The organism is Microbispora sp. CSR-4 (assembly GCF_008033685.1).
Lineage (GTDB): Bacteria > Actinomycetota > Actinomycetes > Streptosporangiales > Streptosporangiaceae > Microbispora.
Genome location: NZ_VJVX01000031.1, coordinates 80,765 through 99,073, shown reverse-complemented (window position 1 = coordinate 99,073; position 18,309 = coordinate 80,765). Strand labels below are relative to the sequence as shown.

The following is an 18,309-nucleotide window of genomic DNA, read 5'->3' as shown; positions in this document are numbered from 1 at the left end:
CCCAGCTCGAACAGCTTCGGGTAGTCGTGGCCGGCCAGGGCCTCGCGCTCGACGTCCTCGAAGCGCAGCCAGGTCGACGCCTCCCCGCTGTGGCAGTTCAGCAGCCGGTTGGCGTGCTCGGCCTCCCACCACTCCACGGTGCCCCGGGGGTCCTCGCGGTAGCGCTCGACCAGGTCCGGATCGCGGTCGACGGTGAACAGGAACTTGTTCAGCAGATACTTGCTCACGCCACGCCTCCGTTGGGGTACCAGGTGAAGTAGGCCTCCATCGTGTGGAACAGGTCGTAGGTGTCGACGTAGTCGGCCTTGGCGCCCTCGCCGGCCACGCCCATCATCAGCATGAAGTCCATGAAGCCGTGGGTCGCGTTGCCGGGCAGGTGGAGGCTGTCGAGGGTGACCTCCGACAGGCAGCCCTCGATGTCGCCCGAGGAGATCCACTCGACCGCCCTGCGGTCGAACTCGGGGTCGGGCCCGTGCGGCCCGAACTGGCGCGGCCCGCCGAGCTCCAGCGACAGGTGCCCGGTGCCGATCACCGCCACCCGCTTGTCGGCCGGCCACGACTCCACCAGCTCGCGGATCGTACGGCCGAGCTGCACGAACCGCTTCGGCTGCGGCAGCGGCGGGGCGAAGATGTTGGTGTAGACCGGCACGATCGGCAGGTCGTTCTGCGGCCGCAGCGTGATGATCGGGCACGTGATCGAGTGGTCGATCCGCAGCTCGTTGGAGAAGGCCAGATCGAAGCCCGCGTCGAGGCCCTCCCGCAGGATGTACGCCGACAGGTCCTCCTGGCCGGTGAAGAACATCCGGGGCAGGCCGAACTCGCGCTCCTCGTTGTACCAGTTGGCGTCGTAGAAGGGCGCCTTGCCGACGAGGAACTGCGGCATGTTGTCGAGCCAGAGCTGGTGGAAGTGGTCGGAGCCGACCATGACCAGCACGTCGGGCCGCGCCTTCGTCAGCGTCTCGCGGAACGCCTCGACCTTGCGCACCCACTCGTCGGCGAACGGCGGGCGGTCCTCGCCGGTGGCCGTGCTGGCGCGGTAGTAGAACGGATGATGGGTGGACGCGATCACCGCGACCAGTTGGGCCATGCGAACCTCCAGTGGCGTCAGGGGGTGTAGGGCTCCGGCTCGACGGACCGGTTGTTGAGGTCCACCGACAGGAAGATCTCGTTCGCCACCGGACGGCGCAGCTCCTCGGCGAGCTGCCCGATCAGGCCCGCCGTACGGGCGAGCAGGGCGAAGCCGCGCAGCAGTTCGAGCGGCAGGCCGAGGTCGGCGAGCGCCGCGCCGCACACGCCCGCGCCGTTGAGCGGCAGCGTCCTGCCGAGCACCTCGGGATGCACGCGGCCGATCGCGGCGAACAGCGACAGATGCGGCCCGAACAGGTTCTCCTCGGCGGCGATCTCCATCAGCCGCGGTGTGCGGGGGTCGCCCTCCTTGTGCACGTGGTGGCCGAGGCCGGGGATGAACCGCCGCGCCTGCCGCTGGGCCCGTACGGTCTCCAGGGCCAGCGCGTCCCAGCCTGCGTCGTCGGACGGCAGCGGCCCGTCGTGCGCATCCAGCACGTCGTGCAGGAACCGGCCGCAGTCTTCGGTCACGCCGAGGAAGCGCGACCCGCCGCCGAGCAGCCCGGCCGCGAGCGCGCCCTGGATCGAGTCGGGCGCGGACAGGTACGTCAGGCGTGTCACGATCGCGGTCGGGGTGAACCCGTGGTCGGCCAGCGCGGCGAGCACGGCCTCGAACACGCGGGTCTCGCCCGGCGTGGGGCGCCGCTGGGTGGCGAGCCAGAACGCCAGCTCGCCGAACCCGACCTTGCCCATGACGTCCTCGGCGAGGTCGCGGCCGAGCAGGGTGATCGACTTCAGCGAGGACGCGCCCAGCGCTGTCGGATACTGCGCCGTGGGGTACGACGGCCGCTCGATCGTTTCCGGCTCGTCAGACATCGTCGTCCTCCTCAGTCAGCCATTTACGCAGTTGGTCCCCATGCTCGTCCAGCTCAGGAGGCGGCAGCCGATAGGAGGCGGGGGTAGCGGAGAACCGGATCGGGTGGCGGGTCGTCGGGACCGCCCGGTCGCCCTCGCCCACCTCCACGATCGGGTCGAGCCCGAAGCGCTCGGCCATGGCGAACCCGCCGTCGATGGTGTTGATCGGCCCGCACGGCACCCCGGCCGCCACCAGCAGCTCGAACCATTCCAGGGCGCCGCGCGTGGCGAGCCGTTCGACCAGGATGGGCCGCAGCTCCTCGCGGCGCGCGGTGCGGTCGGCCATGCGCGCGAAGCGGGGGTCGTCGGCGACCTCCGGGATGCCGAGCACCTCGCACAGCCTGCGGAACTGGCCGTCGTTGCCGGCCGCCACGATGAGGTCGTTGTCGGCGGTGGGCAGCGGCTCGTAGGGGAACACGCTCGGGTGGGCGTTGCCCATGCGGTAGGGGACGACGCCCCCGGCGACGTACGCGGAGCTGTGGTTGACCAGGCCGGTCAGCGCCGAGGACAGCAGGTTGACCTCGACGTGCTGGCCCTGCCCGGTTCTGTCGCGGTGGCGCAGGGCGGCGAGGACGCCGATCGCGGCGTGGTTGCCCGCCATGACGTCGAAGACGGAGATCCCCGCGCGGTACGGCGGCCCGCCGGGGTCGCCGGTGAGGCTCATCAGCCCCGACATCGCCTGCACCATGAGGTCGTAGCCGGGCACGTCGCGGCCCGCTCCGGAGCCGAACCCGCTGATCGAGGCGTACACCACGCCCGGGTTGGCCGCGCTGACGGAGGCGTAGTCGAGGCCGTACTTGGCGAGCCCGCCCGGCTTGAAGTTCTCCACCAGCACGTCGGCGCGGCGGGCCAGCTCCCGGGCCACCTTCGCGTCGCCGGGGTCCCGCAGGTCGAGCGCGATCGACCGCTTGCCCCGGTTCACCCCCAGGTAGTACGTCGACACGTCGCCGCGCACCGGCGGCATCCAGGTGCGGGTGTCGTCCCCCTTGGGTCCCTCGACCTTGACGACCTCGGCGCCCATGTCGGCCAGCAGCATCGTGGCGTACGGCCCGGCCAGGACTCGCGAGAAGTCGGCCACCAGCACGCCGGACAGCGGCCCGCCTCCCCGCTCGGGCGCGGTGTCGTCTGTCATCCGGCTCCCCCTTCTTGCTGTCACAGCAGTGTCCGCTCAACGGACATCGGTCCGTGAGGCCGATTCTGGCATAGGCGGTCCGGTCGTCAAATGCGTCCACCGGTTTGCCGTCGTATGACGATACGGAAACCGATGGTTGACAGTAGGGGCGGTGCTCGCGAAAGTAACAGCGGAAGCAGCGCTGACCGTATAGCGGACAAGTGTTCGTCACTGTTGAGCGCGCTCGGCCAGTGGAAGGTGAGGAGTTCGACGATGAACGAGCCGACCGATTTCGGACCGGACCGGCCGGTGCTGCTGCGCGGCGGCACGGTGCTGCCGATGGACGACGCGCACAGCGTGCTGCCCGGCACCGACGTACTCGTCGTCGGCGACCGGATCGCCGAGGTGGGGCCCGGCCTGCCCGCGCCGGACGGCGCCGTGGTCGTCGACGCCACCGGCGGCATCGTCATGCCCGGCATGATCGACACTCACCGGCACATGTGGCAGACGGCCATGCGCGGTTACGGCGCCGACTGGACGCTGACGCAGTATTTCGTCTGGTACTACCTGGAGTACGGCAAGCTGTGGCGGCCCGAGGACGTCCACGCCGGCAACCTGCTGGCCGCGATCGAGGCGATCGACGCCGGCGTCACCACGGTCGTGGACTGGTCGCACGGGCTGCGGACCGTGGACCACGCCGACGCGGCCGTCGACGCGCTGCAGGCGGTGCCCGGCCGGTTCGTGCTCGCCTACGGCAACATCCAGGCCCCGCCCGCCGAGTGGACCGGCGCGCCGGAGTTCCGCGACTTCATCGGCCGCCGCATCACCGGCGACGACATGCTGGGCTTCCAGATCGCCTTCGACGTCACCGGCGACCCCGCCTTCCCCGAGAAGCCGGCCTTCGAGGTGGCCCGCGACCTCGGCGTACCGGTCACGACCCACGCGGGCGTGTGGGGCGCGACCAGCGACGACGGCATCCGCCTCATGTACGAGAACGGCTTCATGACGCCCGAGACGGTCTACGTCCACGCCGCCTCGCTGTCGGCCGACTCCTACCACCGCATCGCCGCCACCGGCGGTTCGATCTCGGTCTCCACCGAGAGCGAGCAGAGCGCGGGCCAGGGCTACCCGCCCACCTGGGCCATCCGCGCCCACGACATCCCGGTGTCGCTGTCGATGGACACCAGCGTCTGGTGGAGCGGCGACCTGTTCTCGGCGATGCGCACCACACTCGGCGCCGACCGTTCCCGCGAGCACATGGAGGCGCACACCAAGGGTGAGACGGTCACCCACTGCAGCCTGCGCGCCGACCAGGTGGTCGACTGGGCGACACGCGGCGGCGCCCGCGCCATCGGCCGCGGCGACGACCTCGGCAGCATCGAGGCGGGCCGGAAGGCCGACATCGTGCTCATCAAGAACGACGCGTCGCCCGTGTCGTTCCCGCTGCTCAACCCGTACGGACACGTCGCGTTCCAGGCGCAGCGCGGCGACGTGCACACGGTCCTCGTGAACGGCCGCGTGGTGAAGCACGAGCACCGTCTGGTCGGCGTCGACCTCGCCGCGGCGCGGCGCGAGGTGGAGCGGACCGTCGAGTATCTGCGCTCGACGATGGGCGAGGAGGCATGGCAGAAGGGGATGAACCCCGACATCCCCGAGACGAAGATCCTCGACAACCCCTACACGTACACCGACTACCACAGCTCCTCGACGCGCAGCCGCTGATCTCTCGTCCACTTTTGAGCAGAATCGGCGACCGCCCGCCGCCTACCGTGACGCCAGCCCAGGCGTTCCGAGGAGGCTGCGATGACGACGATGTACGAACATGTCGGCGGCGAGGCGGCGCTGCGCAAGTTCGCCGAGCACTTCCATGAATCCGTGCTGCGCGATCCGCTGCTCAAGAAACTGTTCGAGTACGGGTCCGCTCACCACGCCGAGAACCTGACCGCGTTCTTCGTCGAGATGATGGGCGGCCCGAGCCGTTTCAGTGACGAGCTCGGCGGGTTCGAGGCGATCTTCCGGGCCCACCAGGGCCTGAAGATCACCGACGAGCAGCGCGACCGGTTCGTGGAGCTGATGCTGTGGGCGGCGGACGAGGCGGGGTTGCCGGGCGACGCCCGGTTCCGGCAGGCGTTCACCAGGCAGGTGACCCGGGCGGCCGGTTTCTCCACGAAGGTGTCGCACGACGCGCCGGACGCCTATCAGGCCCCGTTCCCCCCGATGGGCCGGTGGGACTGGTGACGGTATGAGCGAGCGTGGCGAGCGAGCCGTCAGGCACAGCGCCCGGCGAGGTGCCGAATCGCGCGCCTCCGGCACTATCGGACTCCGAGCCGGAGGCGAGGGAGTGGCATGAGCCGCTCGGTGCTGGTGACGGGCGGCAACCGCGGCATCGGCCTGGCCATCGCACGGGCGTTCGCGAAGGAGGGCGACCGGGTGGCGGTCACCCATCGAGGCGGCGGCGCGCCGGACGGGTTGTTCGGCGTGCGCTGCGATGTGACCGACGCTGCCGCGGTCGACCGCGCGTTCACCGAGGTGGAGCAGCGGCACGGCCCGGTGGAGGTCCTCGTCGCCAACGCCGGTGTCACCGCCGACATGCTGCTGATGCGGATGGACGAGGCCGCCTTCACCGGCGTCCTCGACACCAACCTCACCGGCGCGTTCCGTGTGGCACGGCGCGCCGTGGGGCCGATGCTGCGCATGCGGCGCGGCCGGATGATCTTCATTTCGTCCGTGAGCGGCCTGTCCGGCGCGGCCGGGCAGGCCAACTACGCGGCGGCCAAGGCCGGGATGGTCGGGCTGGCGCGGTCGCTCGCCCGCGAGCTCGGCTCCCGGGGGATCACCGTCAACGTGGTGGCCCCGGGATACGTCCGCACCGACATGACCGACTCGCTGACGGAGCAGCGGCGGGCCGAGGTGCTCGGGCAGATCGCGCTGCGCCGTACGGCCGTGCCCGAGGAGGTGGCCGGGGTCGTCGTGTTCCTCGCAGGGGAGGCGGCGTCCTACATCACGGGCGCCGTCGTCCCGGTGGACGGCGGCCTCGGCATGGGCCACTGAGCTGAGCCGTCCGCCCCGGCCCGCGGCACCAGCGCGGCCCGCGCCGCCAGGGCCGGCCTGCTCAATCCTGAGCAGCGCACCTATGGGCCCCCGCCTAGCTTTTCGGTACGAACGGGTGGCGGCGGCCCGGCGACGGATGGCACGCCGGCTCTCTGCCGGGTCATCCGCGGACGCCCGCGCCGCGGCGATCGCCGGCGGGCCCCTTCCGCGCGCCCCCCGCCCGGCCCGATCCACCCTCCGACGCCGACACACGACTGGGAGAGCGATGGGACCGACACGGGATATGGTCGCGGAACCGGTGGACGCGCCGGTGGACGCGCCGGTGGACGCGCTGGTGGACGAGGTCTTGGCGGCGCTGCGGCGGATGCTGGCCGCCGCGCTGCCCACCGGCACCGGCAGGGCGGCGGGCACCGGCAGTGGCCCGGTTCCCCTCGAGGCACCCGCGGACGACATCCCGCTCGCGGTGTACGGGCTGGACTCCATGACGGCGGCCCGTCTCGTGCTGGAGATCAAGGAGGAGCTGGGCGCCGACATGCCGCTGGAGTGGCTGCGCGACGCGCGGGGCCTGCGCGACCTCGCCGGACGGATCGCCGGGGCGCTGCCCGAGGGCAGCCTGTCGGCGGACGGCCTGCACGAGGACGATCTGCACGAGGACGATCTGCACGAGGACGATCCGCATGGAAACCAACCGCGCGGGGCCGAACTCCGCGGGCAGCCGTCCCTCGCCACGTTCCGCGAGGGGGCCGCACCTGAGGACCGGTATGCGCCGTTCCCGCTGACGCCCATGCAGCAGGCGTACGTCACGGGGTCGCATCCCGACCTCGGGCCAGACCCGGTGGGCTGCCACCTCTACCGCGAGTTCGAGATCGCCGGGCTCGACCCCGACCGGTTGAAGGAGGCGTGGGGACGGGTCGTCGACCACCACGACATGCTGCGGGCCGTGCTGATCGAGGACGGACGACAGCGGGTGATGCCGGAGGCGGGCCCCTGGACGATGCCGGTCCACGAGGTGGCCGACGCCGATCTCGACGACCGAGTGGCCGAGGTCAGGGGGCGTCTGACGCGGCTGCGGCACGAACCGGGCGACTGGCCGCTGTTCGCCGTCGAGGTGACCCGGGCGTGCGACGGCCGGGCCGTCGTCCATCTCGACGTGGACGCGGTGGTGACCGACGGCCGCGGTCTCGACGTGCTGCTGTCCGACTGGTGGCGCGCCTACGTCCGGCCCGGGGACCCGCTGCCCGAACCGCCGGGGGCCGGGCCGAGTGTGCGCGAGTGCGTCGAACGCCTGCGTGCGCACGCCGATACTCCGGCCTACCATGCCGACGTCGACCACTGGCGGCGACGGCTCGCCGACCTGCCCCCGGGCCCTGCCCTGCCCCGTGCCGTCCCGGCCGCTGCGAGTACGGCGCCGGCGGCGGAGGCCGGGGTGCCCGTCCCGGTGCCGTCGGGGGAGCCGCGGCGGCCCCTGGAGGGCGGGCTGGCGGAGGCCGAGTGGCGGACGCTGCGCGAGCGGGCCGCCGCCTGGAACGTGTCGCCGACCGCGCTCGTCCTCACCGTGTTCGCCGAGACCCTGGCATGGGCGGGCGCGCACACGCCGTTCTCACTCGTGCTGACCACCACCGACCGGGTGCGGCTGCCCGCCGCGGCCGACCGGCTGGTGGGCCCGTTCACCTCCAGCCTGGTCTTCCCGGTGCCGGCCCTGGACAGCATGGACCTGGGCGAGGCGGCGCGCGAGGTCCACCGGCTGCTGTGGTCGGATCTCGACCACGCGGCGGTCGGAGGCGTGGAGGTGCTGCGCCGCCTGTGGCGCGGAGCCCCGCCACCCCTGCCCGTCGTGTTCACCAGCATGCTCGGCGCGCGGCCCGAGCCGCCGGGGTTCGGCCGCGACGTCCGCTACGCCGTCACCCGTACGTCCGGTGTCGGGCTCGACCACCAGATGTGGGAACAGGACGGCGAGCTGCGCTTTCGCTGGGACGTGGCGGACGGCCTCAATCCCGGCGTCGAGGCGGTGTTCGCCAGGTTCGCGAACACGCTGCACGCGCTGGCGGCCGAGGACCCCTGCGGCGACCGCGTCCTGCCGCTCAACGACCTGCAGCAGGCCTACTATGTGGCACGGCGGTCCGGAGGGGAGGGCTGCCAGGTCTACCACGCCTTTGAGGTGGCCGATCTCGACGTGGACCGCCTGGAACGGGCGTGGCTGCGCCTGACCGAGGCGTACGAGCCCCTGCGCGCGTCCGTGACCGTTGACGGGCGGCTGCTCGTGCGGTCGAGGGCGCCCCGCCGGTGGCACGTCCCCGTGTCCGGCCTCGACGCCGAGTCGGTCCGTGCGGCGCTGTCCGTGCGGCCGTTCCCGCTCGGGCGGGGGCCGCACGCCGAGATCCAGGTGACGCGCGGCGCCTCCGGCCCGGGGGACGCGGGCACGTTCCCGGCGGGCGGGTCCCCGGCCCCACGTGGGACCACCGGATCCGAGGGGGCGGCCACCGTCCACGTCGCGGTCGACCTGGCCGTGGCCGACGCCCGCAGCATCCATCTTCTGCTGCGCGAGCTGTGGCGGCTGTACGCCGACCCGGCGGCCGTTCCCGCGCCCGCCGCCGACCCCCGCGACCACCGCCCGGCCTCCTCGCCCGAGCAGGTCGCGTACTGGCGTGAACGGCTGGCCGAGCTGCCGCCGGGCCCCGCGCTGCCCTCGCCCGCGGCGGGGGAGGAACGCGGCCGGCGGCGTACGCGGCTGGAGGCGACGCTGCCGGGACGCCGGCGGCTGCAGGAGATCGCCGAGGGCGCCGGGGTGTCGGCCGACGCCGTGATCCTGGCTGCTTTCGGCGAGGCGCTGGCCGCCCGGCTGCCCGGCACGTTCGCGCTCACGGTCGTACGGTGGCCCGGGTGGGCCGAGCCGTGCCGGCCGGGAGAGCACACGGCGCTGAGCTGGATCCCGTACGCCCCGGGGGAGGCACCGCTGCTGGAGCGGGCCCGCGACCACCAGCGTCTCCTCGCGGCCGACGCGGCGGCCGACGGCGCGAGCGGACTGGCCGAGCTGCGCCGGGTCGCCGCCCGGCGCGGCGGTCTGGCCCACCCGGTCGTCTACACGGGTGTGTTCGACCTCGACGGACACCCGCTGCCGCCGGGCGTCGCCGCCGGGGAATGGCGGACGTGCACGCCGGACGTCTCGCTCGACTGCGTGGCCGTCGGCGAGGGCGACCGGCTGCAGATCTGCTGGGACATCGACCCCGGCGGCCTGCCCGAGCGGACGGCCGAGGCGGCGTTCGCCGACTTCCGGGAGCGGCTGGCGGGCCTCGTCGACGAGCGGGAGCGGCCCGGCGGCATGTCCGCCGCCGAACGGCACAAGATCCTCTACGAGTGGAACGACACGGCCCGCGAGTTCCCCGCCGACGGGCCGGTCCACCTGCTGTTCGAACGGCAGGCAAGGAAGCGGCCCGACGCCGTGGCGCTGCGCTGGCGTGGCGGCACGATGACGTACGCCGAGCTCAACCGGCGCGCCAACCGCATTGCCTGGCACCTGCGCGACCGCGGTGTGGGCCCGGAGACCGTGGTCGGCATCTCGATGCGGCGCGGGCCCGACATGGTGGCCGCCGTCTTCGGGGTGCTGAAGGCGGGCGGCGTCTATCTGCCGGTCGAGCCATACCTGCCGAGGGATCGGGCGGCCGTGATGCTCGGCGACGCAGGCGCGGCGCTGGTGCTGTCCACCTCGCAGACCCGGTGTCACGACGCGGGCGTCGAGGTGCTCCCCGTCGACCTCGACCCGGTGCGCGACGACCCGCGCGGCGAGGAGAACCCGCCGCCGGTCACCACCCCGGACAGCACGGCGTACGTCATCTTCACCTCCGGCAGCACGGGTCGGCCGAAGGGCGTCGCCGTGGCCCACCGGCCGGTGCTCAACCTGCTCAACTGGGCCTACCGTGAGTTCGGCTTCGGCCATTCGGACGTCGGGCTGTGCGTGACCTCGCTCGGCTTCGACCTGTCGGTGTTCGACATCCTGGGGCTGCTCGGGCGGGGCGCCGGGCTGTACGTCGCGGACGAGACCGAGCAGCGCGACCCTGCCGAGCTGGCCGACGTGCTGCTGCGGGAGCCGATCACCTTCTGGAACTCGGCGCCGACCACGCTCACCCAGCTCGCCCCGCTGCTCCCCGCGTACGCGGGCCGGCCGGGCACCGGTGACCTGCGGCTGGTGTTCCTGAGCGGCGACTACACCCCCTTGTCCCTGCCCGGGGAGGTCCGGGCGGTGTTCCCCCGGGCGCGCATCGTCAGCCTGGGCGGAGCCACCGAGGCGACCGTGTGGTCCAACTACTTCCCCGTCGAGGACATCGACCCCGCCTGGCGCAGCATCCCGTACGGCAGGCCCATCGACAACAGCCGCTACTACATCCTCGACGAGCACCTCGAACCGTGCCCGGTCGGCGTGGAGGGCGACCTCTATATCGCGGGCGAGTGCCTGAGCCTGGGCTACTACAACCAGCCGGAGCTGACGGCCCAGCGGTTCGTGCCCGACCCGTTCGCGTCCCGGCCGGGCGAGCCGATGTACCGGACCGGTGACCGGGCCTCCTTCTTCCCCGACGGGAACATCTGCTTCCTCGGCCGTGCCGACAACCAGGTCAAGGTCCGGGGGTTCCGGGTCGAGCTGGGCGAGATCGAGCACCGGCTGCGGCAGCACGCGGGGGTCAAGGAGGTCGTGGTGCTGGCCCGGCCCGATCACACGGGCGATCGCAAGCTCGTGGCGTACGTGCAGCCGTCGGGTCCGACCCCGCCGGAGGTCAGGGACCTGCGCGCGTTCGCGGCCGAGACGCTGCCCGAATACATGGTGCCCAACTTCGTCGGGTTCGTGAGCACTTTCCCGGCCACCGCGAACGGCAAGCTCGACCGGGACGCCCTGCCGTGGCCGCTGACCGACGCGCCCGGCCCGGCGCGGGAGTCCGACACCGAGCCGGAGGAACCGGGGAAGACGCCGAGCGAGGCACTGCAGGAGCCGCCGCGGGAGGCACCCCGCGGGCCGGGCGTCGAAGAACTGCGCGACGAGATCGCCGCGCTGTTCGCCGAACGGCTGGGCGTGCCCGCCGTACGACCCGACGACGACCTGTGGGACCAGGGCGCCACGTCGTTCACCATCGTGCAGGTCTCCGGCGAACTGCAGAAGCGGTATCGGCAGCGGGTGCCGGTGGCGACACTCCTGTCGGAGCCCACGGTCGCCGCCATCGCCCGGCACGTCGCGGCCCGGCTCGCGGGCGGAGGGGAGTCCCCCGCGGACGGTGGGCGGGAGACGGATGCGCCCTCGCGAGCCCGCGCCGCCGAGCCGGCCCCTGCCGCGCCGAACGGGTCCACGACCGCGGGCCCGCCGCCGGGCCTTCCGGCCGCGGACGGTGCCGCGAGGTCCGGCGTCCCGCATTCCGAGCCCGCCACGAACGGCGCCGCGCGGCCCGCGACCGGGCTGGACGACGGCGGCGCGGGCGGTGCGCCTGCCGCGGGAAGCGTCGACTTCTTCTCCCCGGAGGAGCGGGCCGCGTTCAAGGCCGGCCGATGGGGTGAGCGGCCCCGGCTGGCGGGGGAGCGCATCGTCCCGCTCGACGCGGCCGAGTTCGCGCCCGAGCACTACGACTGGCGCGGCAGCCACCGTGAGTTCGCCGAGGCGGCGCTGCCGTACGACGACTTCTGCCGTTTCCTCAGCCTGCTGCGCACGTCGGCGCCGGGCGAGCGGGGCCGGCGGCTCTACCCTTCGGCGGGGGACACCTACTCCGTCCAGGTGTATCTGCACGTGCGGCGCGTGGAGGGCGTGGCCGGCGGGCTGTACTACTACCGGCCGGGAGAGCACGCGCTGCAACTGGTCGGGCCGGCGGACGGGATCGGCCGCTCCGCGCACTTCTATTACAACCGGCCCGTCTACGATCGGGCCTGCTTCGAGCTGTACCTGGTCGGGCAGCTCGACGGCATCGCGCCCCTGTACGGCGACGACGCCCCGCGCTATCTGGCCCTGGAGGCCGGATACATGGGCCAGCTCCTGATGATGGGCCAGGCCGCGTGCGGTGTCGGGCTCTGCCCCGTCGGGGCGGTGGCCTTCGAGCCGGTCTGCGAACGGCTGGGCCTGGGCGACGGGCACCGGTTCCTGCAGTCGTTCCTCGGCGGCGTGCCCGCCCGGCCCGTGCCCGCGGTCACCGCCTCCGGGGAGCGGCCGGTGTTCGGCGCCGCCCGCCGCGACCGGCTCGCCGCACCCCTCGTCCCCGCCTCGGACGGGCGGCGCGCGGCGGAGATCGCCGTGGTGGGGGTCGCCGGGCGTTTTCCGGGCGCGGCCGGTCTGGCGGAGTTCTGGCACGGCCTCGTCGAGGGGCGGCAGGCGTTCGGCCCCATGCCGGCCGGCCGGGCCGCCGGCGCCACGGGCCTGACCGGCGGCTTCCTGCCCGACGCCGGCGACTTCGACAGCCTGTTCTTCCACATCTCGCCGGCCGAGGCCCGCACACTCGACCCGCAGTTGCGGATGATGCTGCGGGTCATGTGGGAGTGCCTGGAGAACGCCGGGCACACTCCCGCCTCGCTGCGCCGGGCGGCGCCGCGCATCGGCGTGTTCACCGGCGTGATGTGGCACGACCATCGGCAGGCGGGCGCGGACGCGTGGCGGCGGGGCGAGCCGGCCGCCGTCACCGCCATGGCCTCCGACATCCCCAACCGGGTGTCGCACTTCTTCGACTTCCGCGGGCCGAGCGTCGCCGTCGACACCTCATGCTCGTCGTCGCTGACCGCCCTGCACCTGGCCGTGGAGAGCCTGCGCAGGGACGAGTGCGACGCCGCTCTGGTGGGCGGGGTCAACCTGGTCTGCCACCCCTATCACGCGGAGGTGCTGTCGGCCCTGGGGCTCGTGTCGCCCGGCGGCTCCGCGGGAGCGTTCGACGCCGCCTCCTCGGGGTGGGTGCTCGGAGAGGGGGCGGGAGCCGTCCTGCTGCGCCCGGCAGCGGTGGCGGCGCGGGACCGCGACACGGCTCACGGTGTCGTCGAGGCCACCTGGATCGGCCACTCCGGCCGGAGCGTGCGCTTCGGCGCGCCCAACAGCCCGGCGCTCGCCGACTCGATCCGGCAGGTGCTGCGCCGCGCCGGCCGTACGCCGGAGGAGATCGGGTACGTCGAGTGCGCCGCCGCCGGGGCGAGCGTCGCGGACGCCGCCGAGATCGAGGCACTCGCGGAGGTCTTCGTGGGGACGGCCGCGGGTGACGGGCGCGGCGTGCCGGTGGGCACGGTCAAGCCCAACATCGGCCACCTGGAGTCGGCCGCCGGGATGTCGCAGCTCGCGAAGGTGCTGCTGCAGTTCGCGCACCGGGAGATCGCGCCCACCCTGGCCGGGCGGACCGGCGGGCTGGGGTCCTGGGACGCGCTGCCGCTGCGCCTGGCGGACCGGCGTGAGCCGTGGCCCCCGCGCCGCCCGGGCGAGCCGCTGCGCGCCCTGGTCAACGCGCTCGGCGCCAGCGGGTCCTACGCTCACGTCGTGCTGCGCTCCGCCGGATGACGGACGACGGGAGGAGGTGGTCGCGTGACGATCGCGCAGGCGTACCCGAAGGGGCCGGAGCCGGCGCCGCCGGCATGGCTGAGCAGCGACGCCGGGCGGGAGGACGCGCCGGCCCGGCTGTTCTGCTTCGCCCACGCGGGCGGAGGGGCGGGTTTCTTCCGGCCGTGGCGGCCGCTGCTGCTGCCGCAGGTCGAGGTCTGCCCGGTCGTCCTGCCAGGCCGCGAATGGCGGCTGCGGGAGCGGCCGTACACGCGGATGGAGGAACTCGTCCCCGCCGTCGTGGACGGCCTGCTGCCCTATCTCGACCGGCCGTACGCGCTGATGGGCCACAGCATGGGCTCGGCGGTGGCCTACGAGGTGGCCCGGCGCCTGTCCGTGGGCCCGGCCGCCCCGCCCGCGGGGCTGGTCGTGTCCGGCCGCCGGGCCCCGCACCTGCCCAAACGCCGCGCCGACCTGCACGGCCTGCCGGACGAGGAGTTCGTCGCGGCGGTCGCCCGGTTGAACGGCATCCCCGACCAGGTGCTGCGGCAGCCCGACCTGCTGCGGCTGTTCGTGCCCGGCATGCGGGCCGACTTCACGCTGAACGAGACCTACCGGCCCCTCCCCGGGCCGCCGCTGTCCTGCCCGGTGTCCGGGCTCACGGGGGACGCCGACCCGGAGGTCACGCCCGAGGAGATGCTGGCCTGGCGGGAGGTGACCACCGGCCCCTTCACCCTCCGCGTCTTCGCGGGCGACCATTTCTATCTCAAGGGCGTGCGGCCCGACTTCATCGACGCCCTCAGGACCGACCTGCGGCGCCTGCTGTCCGTGATCTCATGAACGAGCCTGCCGAGCGCCGCGTCTCACCGCACGGGCGGCGTCTCACAGCACGGGCGTCTCATGGAACGGGCGGTGGGGCGGGGTGGACGACGACCGCGCAGGGCAGACCGGGCTCCCGCCGTACGGCGAGGGCGAGAAGGTGGCGCGGGCCGGGCCGCCACTGGGCGAAGCGCCATCGGGCCGGGTCGTCCCGCAGTTGCGGCCCGAACCGGGCCACGTTCCGCCCCTCCACCGCCAAAGGCGCCCCCGCTGGAACGGATGCCGCCCTCTCGACGTCGCACTGGTTCATCGGCAGCGTCATCCCGTATCCGCGTGCCTTGACGTACGCCTCCTTCAGCGTCCAGTAGCGGAAGAACAGGTCGGCCCGGGCGTCGAGGTCGTCGAGCGGGACGAGCCGGGCATACTCGGCGGGTGAGCAGACCCGGCGGCCCAGCCGCAGCGGGTCGGCCCGGCGGTGCACGCGCTCGACGTCCACCCCGCAGGCGGCGCCCAGCGTGACCACACAGGCCACCAGTCCCGCGGTGTGGGAGATGTTGAACCGGAGCGGCCGGTGGGGCGGCTGATCGGCGATCTCCGGCCTGCCGTGGGGCGTGGTCGTGAACCGCCACGCGCCCGCGGCGACGGCGGGCACGCACCAGGTCAGCGCGGCTCGGGCCAGGCCGTGCGCGGCCTCGAACGCCAGCCGGTCGGCCTCCGACCGGAAGCCCGCGGCCCGGTCCCGCTCCCGCGGCGACAGCACCGCGCGGTAGCCGCCGAGAAGCCCGTTCCGATCGAGCCCGTCCGGGTCCGCCATCCACACGTGCGCATCGCCCGCCGCGATCCGCGGCTCCGGCGAGTTCGTTCCGCCCGTGGACGCCGCCGCCCGTTCCGCCGCTCGTCCCCTCACCCGTCCCGTCACCGTCACCGCTCGGCCCGCCTCCGGTTCCGCCTCCGAGCCCGCTGTCCTGTCTCCGTGTCTCCCCGTTCCCCGCCCTGGGGGACGCGTCGCCGCAATCGTCCCCCGGAAGCGGGGACGCGGCCTGCTCAATGGTGAGCAGACGCCGCCTCCGGCCGCCGGTAGAACCGGATCGTCGCCCTCACCGCCGTTGGAGATGACCATGGATTATCGGGGCATTCGCGTCGAGGCGTCCCCCGACACGATGCGGGTGACCCTCGACCGGCCGGACCGGCGCAACGGTCTCGACGCCCGCACGATCGCCGAGATCCGGCACGCCCTGGACGAGGCCGAACGCCGGCCGGACTGCCGGATCGTCGTGCTCGCGGGCCGCCCGGGCGTGTTCTGCACGGGCATGGACCTCGCCGAGGCGGTGGACGCGCCCGAGGGCGACGGCGGCGTGGCGGACTTCCACGCCCTCCTGCGGAGGATCAGCACGACACCCCGGGTCGTGGTGGCGGAGGTCGACGGCCAGGCCGCCGGGGGCGGGGTCGGGCTGGCGGCGGCCTGCGATCTCGTGCTGGCCACGCCCCGCAGCACGTTCAGCCTGCCGGAGGCGCTGTGGGGGCTGCTGCCGTGCGCGGTCCTGCCGTTCCTGGTGCGGCGCACCGGCTTCCAGCCGGCGTACGCGATGACGCTGACCACGAGGCCCGTGCCCGCGGCGGAGGCGCACCGCGACCGGCTGGTCGACGAGGTGTGCGACGACCCGGCCGCCGCGCTCGGCCGCCTGGAGTTCCGGGTGACCAAGGTGGCTACCGAGGCGATCGGGGAGGCCAAACGATACTTCGGCCTGCTCTGGCCCGTGACCGAGGAGGCCGGCCGCGTCGCGGCCGCCGAGTTCGCCCGCCTGATGGCGGCTCCGGCCGTACGGGACCGGATCGCCGCCTTCACCCTGCATCAGCGGATGCCGTGGGAGACCGGCGCGGGGGGTGGGACACGCCCGCTCGCGGACGCGGACGGAAGGAGGGGCACATGAGCGTCGCCTGGATCTTCCCGGGACAGGGGGCGCAGCGCCAGGGCATGGGCGCCGGGCTGCTCGACCGCTATCCGGACATGGTCGCCCGGGCCGACGAGATCATCGGGGTCTCCCTGCGCCGTCTGTGCGCGGGAGACGAGGAGAGGCTCCAGCACGACACGCGCTATGTCCAGCCGGCGCTGTTCGCCGTGGCCGCGCTCGCCCATCGGGCGGCGCTGGAGGAGGGGCCCGCCCCCGCGTACCTCGCGGGGCACAGCCTCGGCGAGCTAGCCGCGCTACACGCCGCCGGATGCTTCGACTTCGAGACCGGCCTGCGGATCGTGCGGCGGCGCGGCGAGCTGATGGCCCGCGCCCGGGGCGGCGGCATGCTCGCCGTCGTCGGGATGCCGATCGAGCGGTTGCGCGAGGTGCTGGCCGAGGAGGGCGCGACCGACGTCGACCTCGCCAACCACAACTCGCCCGACCAGGTCGTGCTGTCGGGCCCGGAGGACTCGGTGCGCGCGCTCGCCGCCGTCCTGCGCGGGGCGGGGGCCGGCAAGTGCGTGTTGCTCAACGTGAGCATCGCCGCGCACTCGCGGTACATGGCGTTCCCCGCCGCGGCGTTCGCCGACTATCTGGGCACGGTGGACTTCGCCCCGCCGCGCGTGCCGGTCATCTCGAACGTGACCGCCCGCCCGCACCGGCCGGAGACCCTGCCCGACCTGCTCGCGCGGCAGGTGCGCAGCCCGGTGCGGTGGTGGGACACCATGGTCTACCTGGCCGAGCGGGGCGTGCGCGACGTCCGCGAGATCGGCCCCGGTCAGGTGCTCACCAAACTGTGGCGCAAGGCCGAAAAACACCTCATCCCGTCCGCGTCCGATTCCGCCGGGCCGGCCGGTGGCGTGTCCATCGGCCGTGCCCCCGGCGGGGAGCCGTACCGCGTCCGGACGGAGCGCCTCGGCGCGGCGACGTTCAGGAGGGACTACGGGACGCGCCTGGCATGCGCGGCGCTGGAGAACGCGAGCGCGGCGGGCTCGGCCGACGAGGTGACCAGGACGGCCCGGCGCGGCGTGCTCGCCTTCCTCGGCGTGGACGGGCTGCCCGCCGGCGACGTCGAGCGGGCCGTTCAGCGCCTGCGTCGCGACCTGGGTCCCGCCGCGCCGTACGGTGTCGCCCTGGACGGCCGCCGTGTGGCGGGCGGCGACGAGGTGGACCAGGGGCGCGTGGGCCTGTTCCTGCGTTATGGCGTGCGCTTCCTGCACGTGACCCTCGGACACCTGACCCAGGCGCCACCCGAGCTGGTGCGCTTCCGCTTCGCCGGGGCCTACCGTGACGCCGCCGGTCTGCCCGTCGCGCCCAACCGGCTCGTCGTGCGGGTGGCGGCGCCCGACCTGGTGGAACGGTTGATGCGGCCCCCGGCGGAGCCGCTCCTGGCCGAGCTGTCGGCCCGGGGGGCGCTCACGCCCGCCGAGGTGGAGGTGGCCCGGGGTCTGCCCGTGAGTGAGGACGTCTGCCTCGACTGCTCGTCCGATGGCCCGGGGCTGGAGGTCCGGCTGCCCGAGGCGCTGCGCCGCCGCGACGAGGCGGTGGCCGCCTGCGGACACCACATCCGGGTCGGGGTGGTGTGCGCGACGCCCGAGGCGGTCGCCGCCGCGTTCGTGCTCGGCGCCGACTTCGTGGTCGCGGCCCCCGGTGGCGCGGACGGCCGCGCATCGGCTCGTTCGCCGTTCCTCGCCGTGGGCGGCCAGGCGGAGGCGGCGCACGTGGGCACAGCGCACGTGGGGACAGCGCACGTGGGGACAGCGCACGTGGGGACAGCGCACGTGGGGACAGCGCACGTGCAGGCGGCGCGGCTCATGGAGGCCGCGGCCGACCTGCTCGGCCGGCGCCTGACGACATTGGTGCTTCCCGGCGCCCGGCCGGTTCCGGCCGGCACGTGACCACATCCGTAGACCGACCGT

At 73.8% G+C, this 18,309-nt stretch carries 11 protein-coding genes and 1 pseudogene; 7 read left to right on the top strand and 5 right to left on the bottom strand.

Annotated elements, in window-relative coordinates; translation table 11 throughout:
* From FLV34_RS22760 to FLV34_RS22745, 4 genes and pseudogenes are all read right to left on the bottom strand, one after another.
* Positions 1 to 227 (bottom strand): annotated as a pseudogene (locus tag FLV34_RS22760) (hypothetical protein); the annotation flags it as partial.
* Entirely contained in the window at positions 224 to 1,087 is an 864-nt protein-coding gene (locus tag FLV34_RS22755) for an extradiol ring-cleavage dioxygenase (protein ID WP_142648872.1), read from the bottom strand. The gene FLV34_RS22755 and the pseudogene FLV34_RS22760, both read right to left, overlap by 4 nt.
* Positions 1,088 to 1,104: 17 nt before the next feature.
* Entirely contained in the window at positions 1,105 to 1,941 is an 837-nt protein-coding gene (locus FLV34_RS22750) for a citryl-CoA lyase (protein WP_142648873.1), read from the bottom strand.
* The gene (locus FLV34_RS22745) at positions 1,934 to 3,112 is read right to left on the bottom strand and encodes a CaiB/BaiF CoA-transferase family protein (protein WP_142648874.1); all 1,179 of its coding nucleotides are present in this window, start codon (positions 3,110 to 3,112) and stop codon (positions 1,934 to 1,936) included. Before FLV34_RS22745 ends, FLV34_RS22750 begins: the two co-directional genes overlap by 8 nt.
* A 252-nt stretch (positions 3,113 to 3,364) precedes the next feature.
* On the opposite strand from FLV34_RS22745, the gene FLV34_RS22740 reads away from it, so the two are divergent.
* The 5 genes from FLV34_RS22740 (at position 3,365) to FLV34_RS22720 (ending at position 14,459) form a co-directional block, all read left to right on the top strand.
* The gene (locus tag FLV34_RS22740; RefSeq protein WP_142648875.1) at positions 3,365 to 4,813 is read left to right on the top strand and encodes an amidohydrolase family protein; all 1,449 of its coding nucleotides are present in this window, start codon (positions 3,365 to 3,367) and stop codon (positions 4,811 to 4,813) included.
* Positions 4,814 to 4,894: 81 nt separating this feature from the next.
* Positions 4,895 to 5,329: a group II truncated hemoglobin gene (locus FLV34_RS22735; RefSeq protein ID WP_147943995.1), complete on the top strand. Its 435-nt coding sequence runs from the start codon at positions 4,895 to 4,897 to the stop codon at positions 5,327 to 5,329.
* Positions 5,330 to 5,437: 108 nt separating this feature from the next.
* Entirely contained in the window at positions 5,438 to 6,142 is a 705-nt protein-coding gene (gene fabG / locus FLV34_RS22730) for a 3-oxoacyl-ACP reductase FabG (RefSeq protein ID WP_142648877.1), read from the top strand.
* 265 nt (positions 6,143 to 6,407) lie between these two features.
* Complete coding sequence (locus FLV34_RS22725; protein ID WP_187280698.1) at positions 6,408 to 13,640, top strand: non-ribosomal peptide synthetase; 7,233 nt, start codon at positions 6,408 to 6,410, stop codon at positions 13,638 to 13,640.
* Positions 13,641 to 13,664: 24 nt separating this feature from the next.
* A complete protein-coding gene (locus tag FLV34_RS22720; protein ID WP_205830473.1) occupies positions 13,665 to 14,459 on the top strand; it encodes a thioesterase II family protein in 795 nt (264 codons plus the stop codon).
* A gap of 58 nt (positions 14,460 to 14,517) precedes the next feature.
* Here the strand turns inward: FLV34_RS22720 and FLV34_RS22715 are convergent, their stop codons facing one another.
* Positions 14,518 to 15,345: a 4'-phosphopantetheinyl transferase superfamily protein gene (locus FLV34_RS22715; protein ID WP_168066083.1), complete on the bottom strand. Its 828-nt coding sequence runs from the start codon at positions 15,343 to 15,345 to the stop codon at positions 14,518 to 14,520.
* A gap of 211 nt (positions 15,346 to 15,556) precedes the next feature.
* Between FLV34_RS22715 and FLV34_RS22710 the strand changes: the two genes are divergently transcribed.
* Together FLV34_RS22710 and fabD are read left to right on the top strand one after the other, a co-directional pair.
* On the top strand, positions 15,557 to 16,369 hold the full coding sequence (locus tag FLV34_RS22710; protein WP_142648880.1) for an enoyl-CoA hydratase-related protein: 813 nt from the start codon (positions 15,557 to 15,559) through the stop codon (positions 16,367 to 16,369).
* Positions 16,366 to 18,288, top strand: a complete 1,923-nt coding sequence (gene fabD, locus FLV34_RS22705) for an ACP S-malonyltransferase (protein WP_147943993.1) — start codon at positions 16,366 to 16,368, stop codon at positions 18,286 to 18,288. Before FLV34_RS22710 ends, fabD begins: the two co-directional genes overlap by 4 nt.
* Positions 18,289 to 18,309 lie beyond the last annotated feature (21 nt).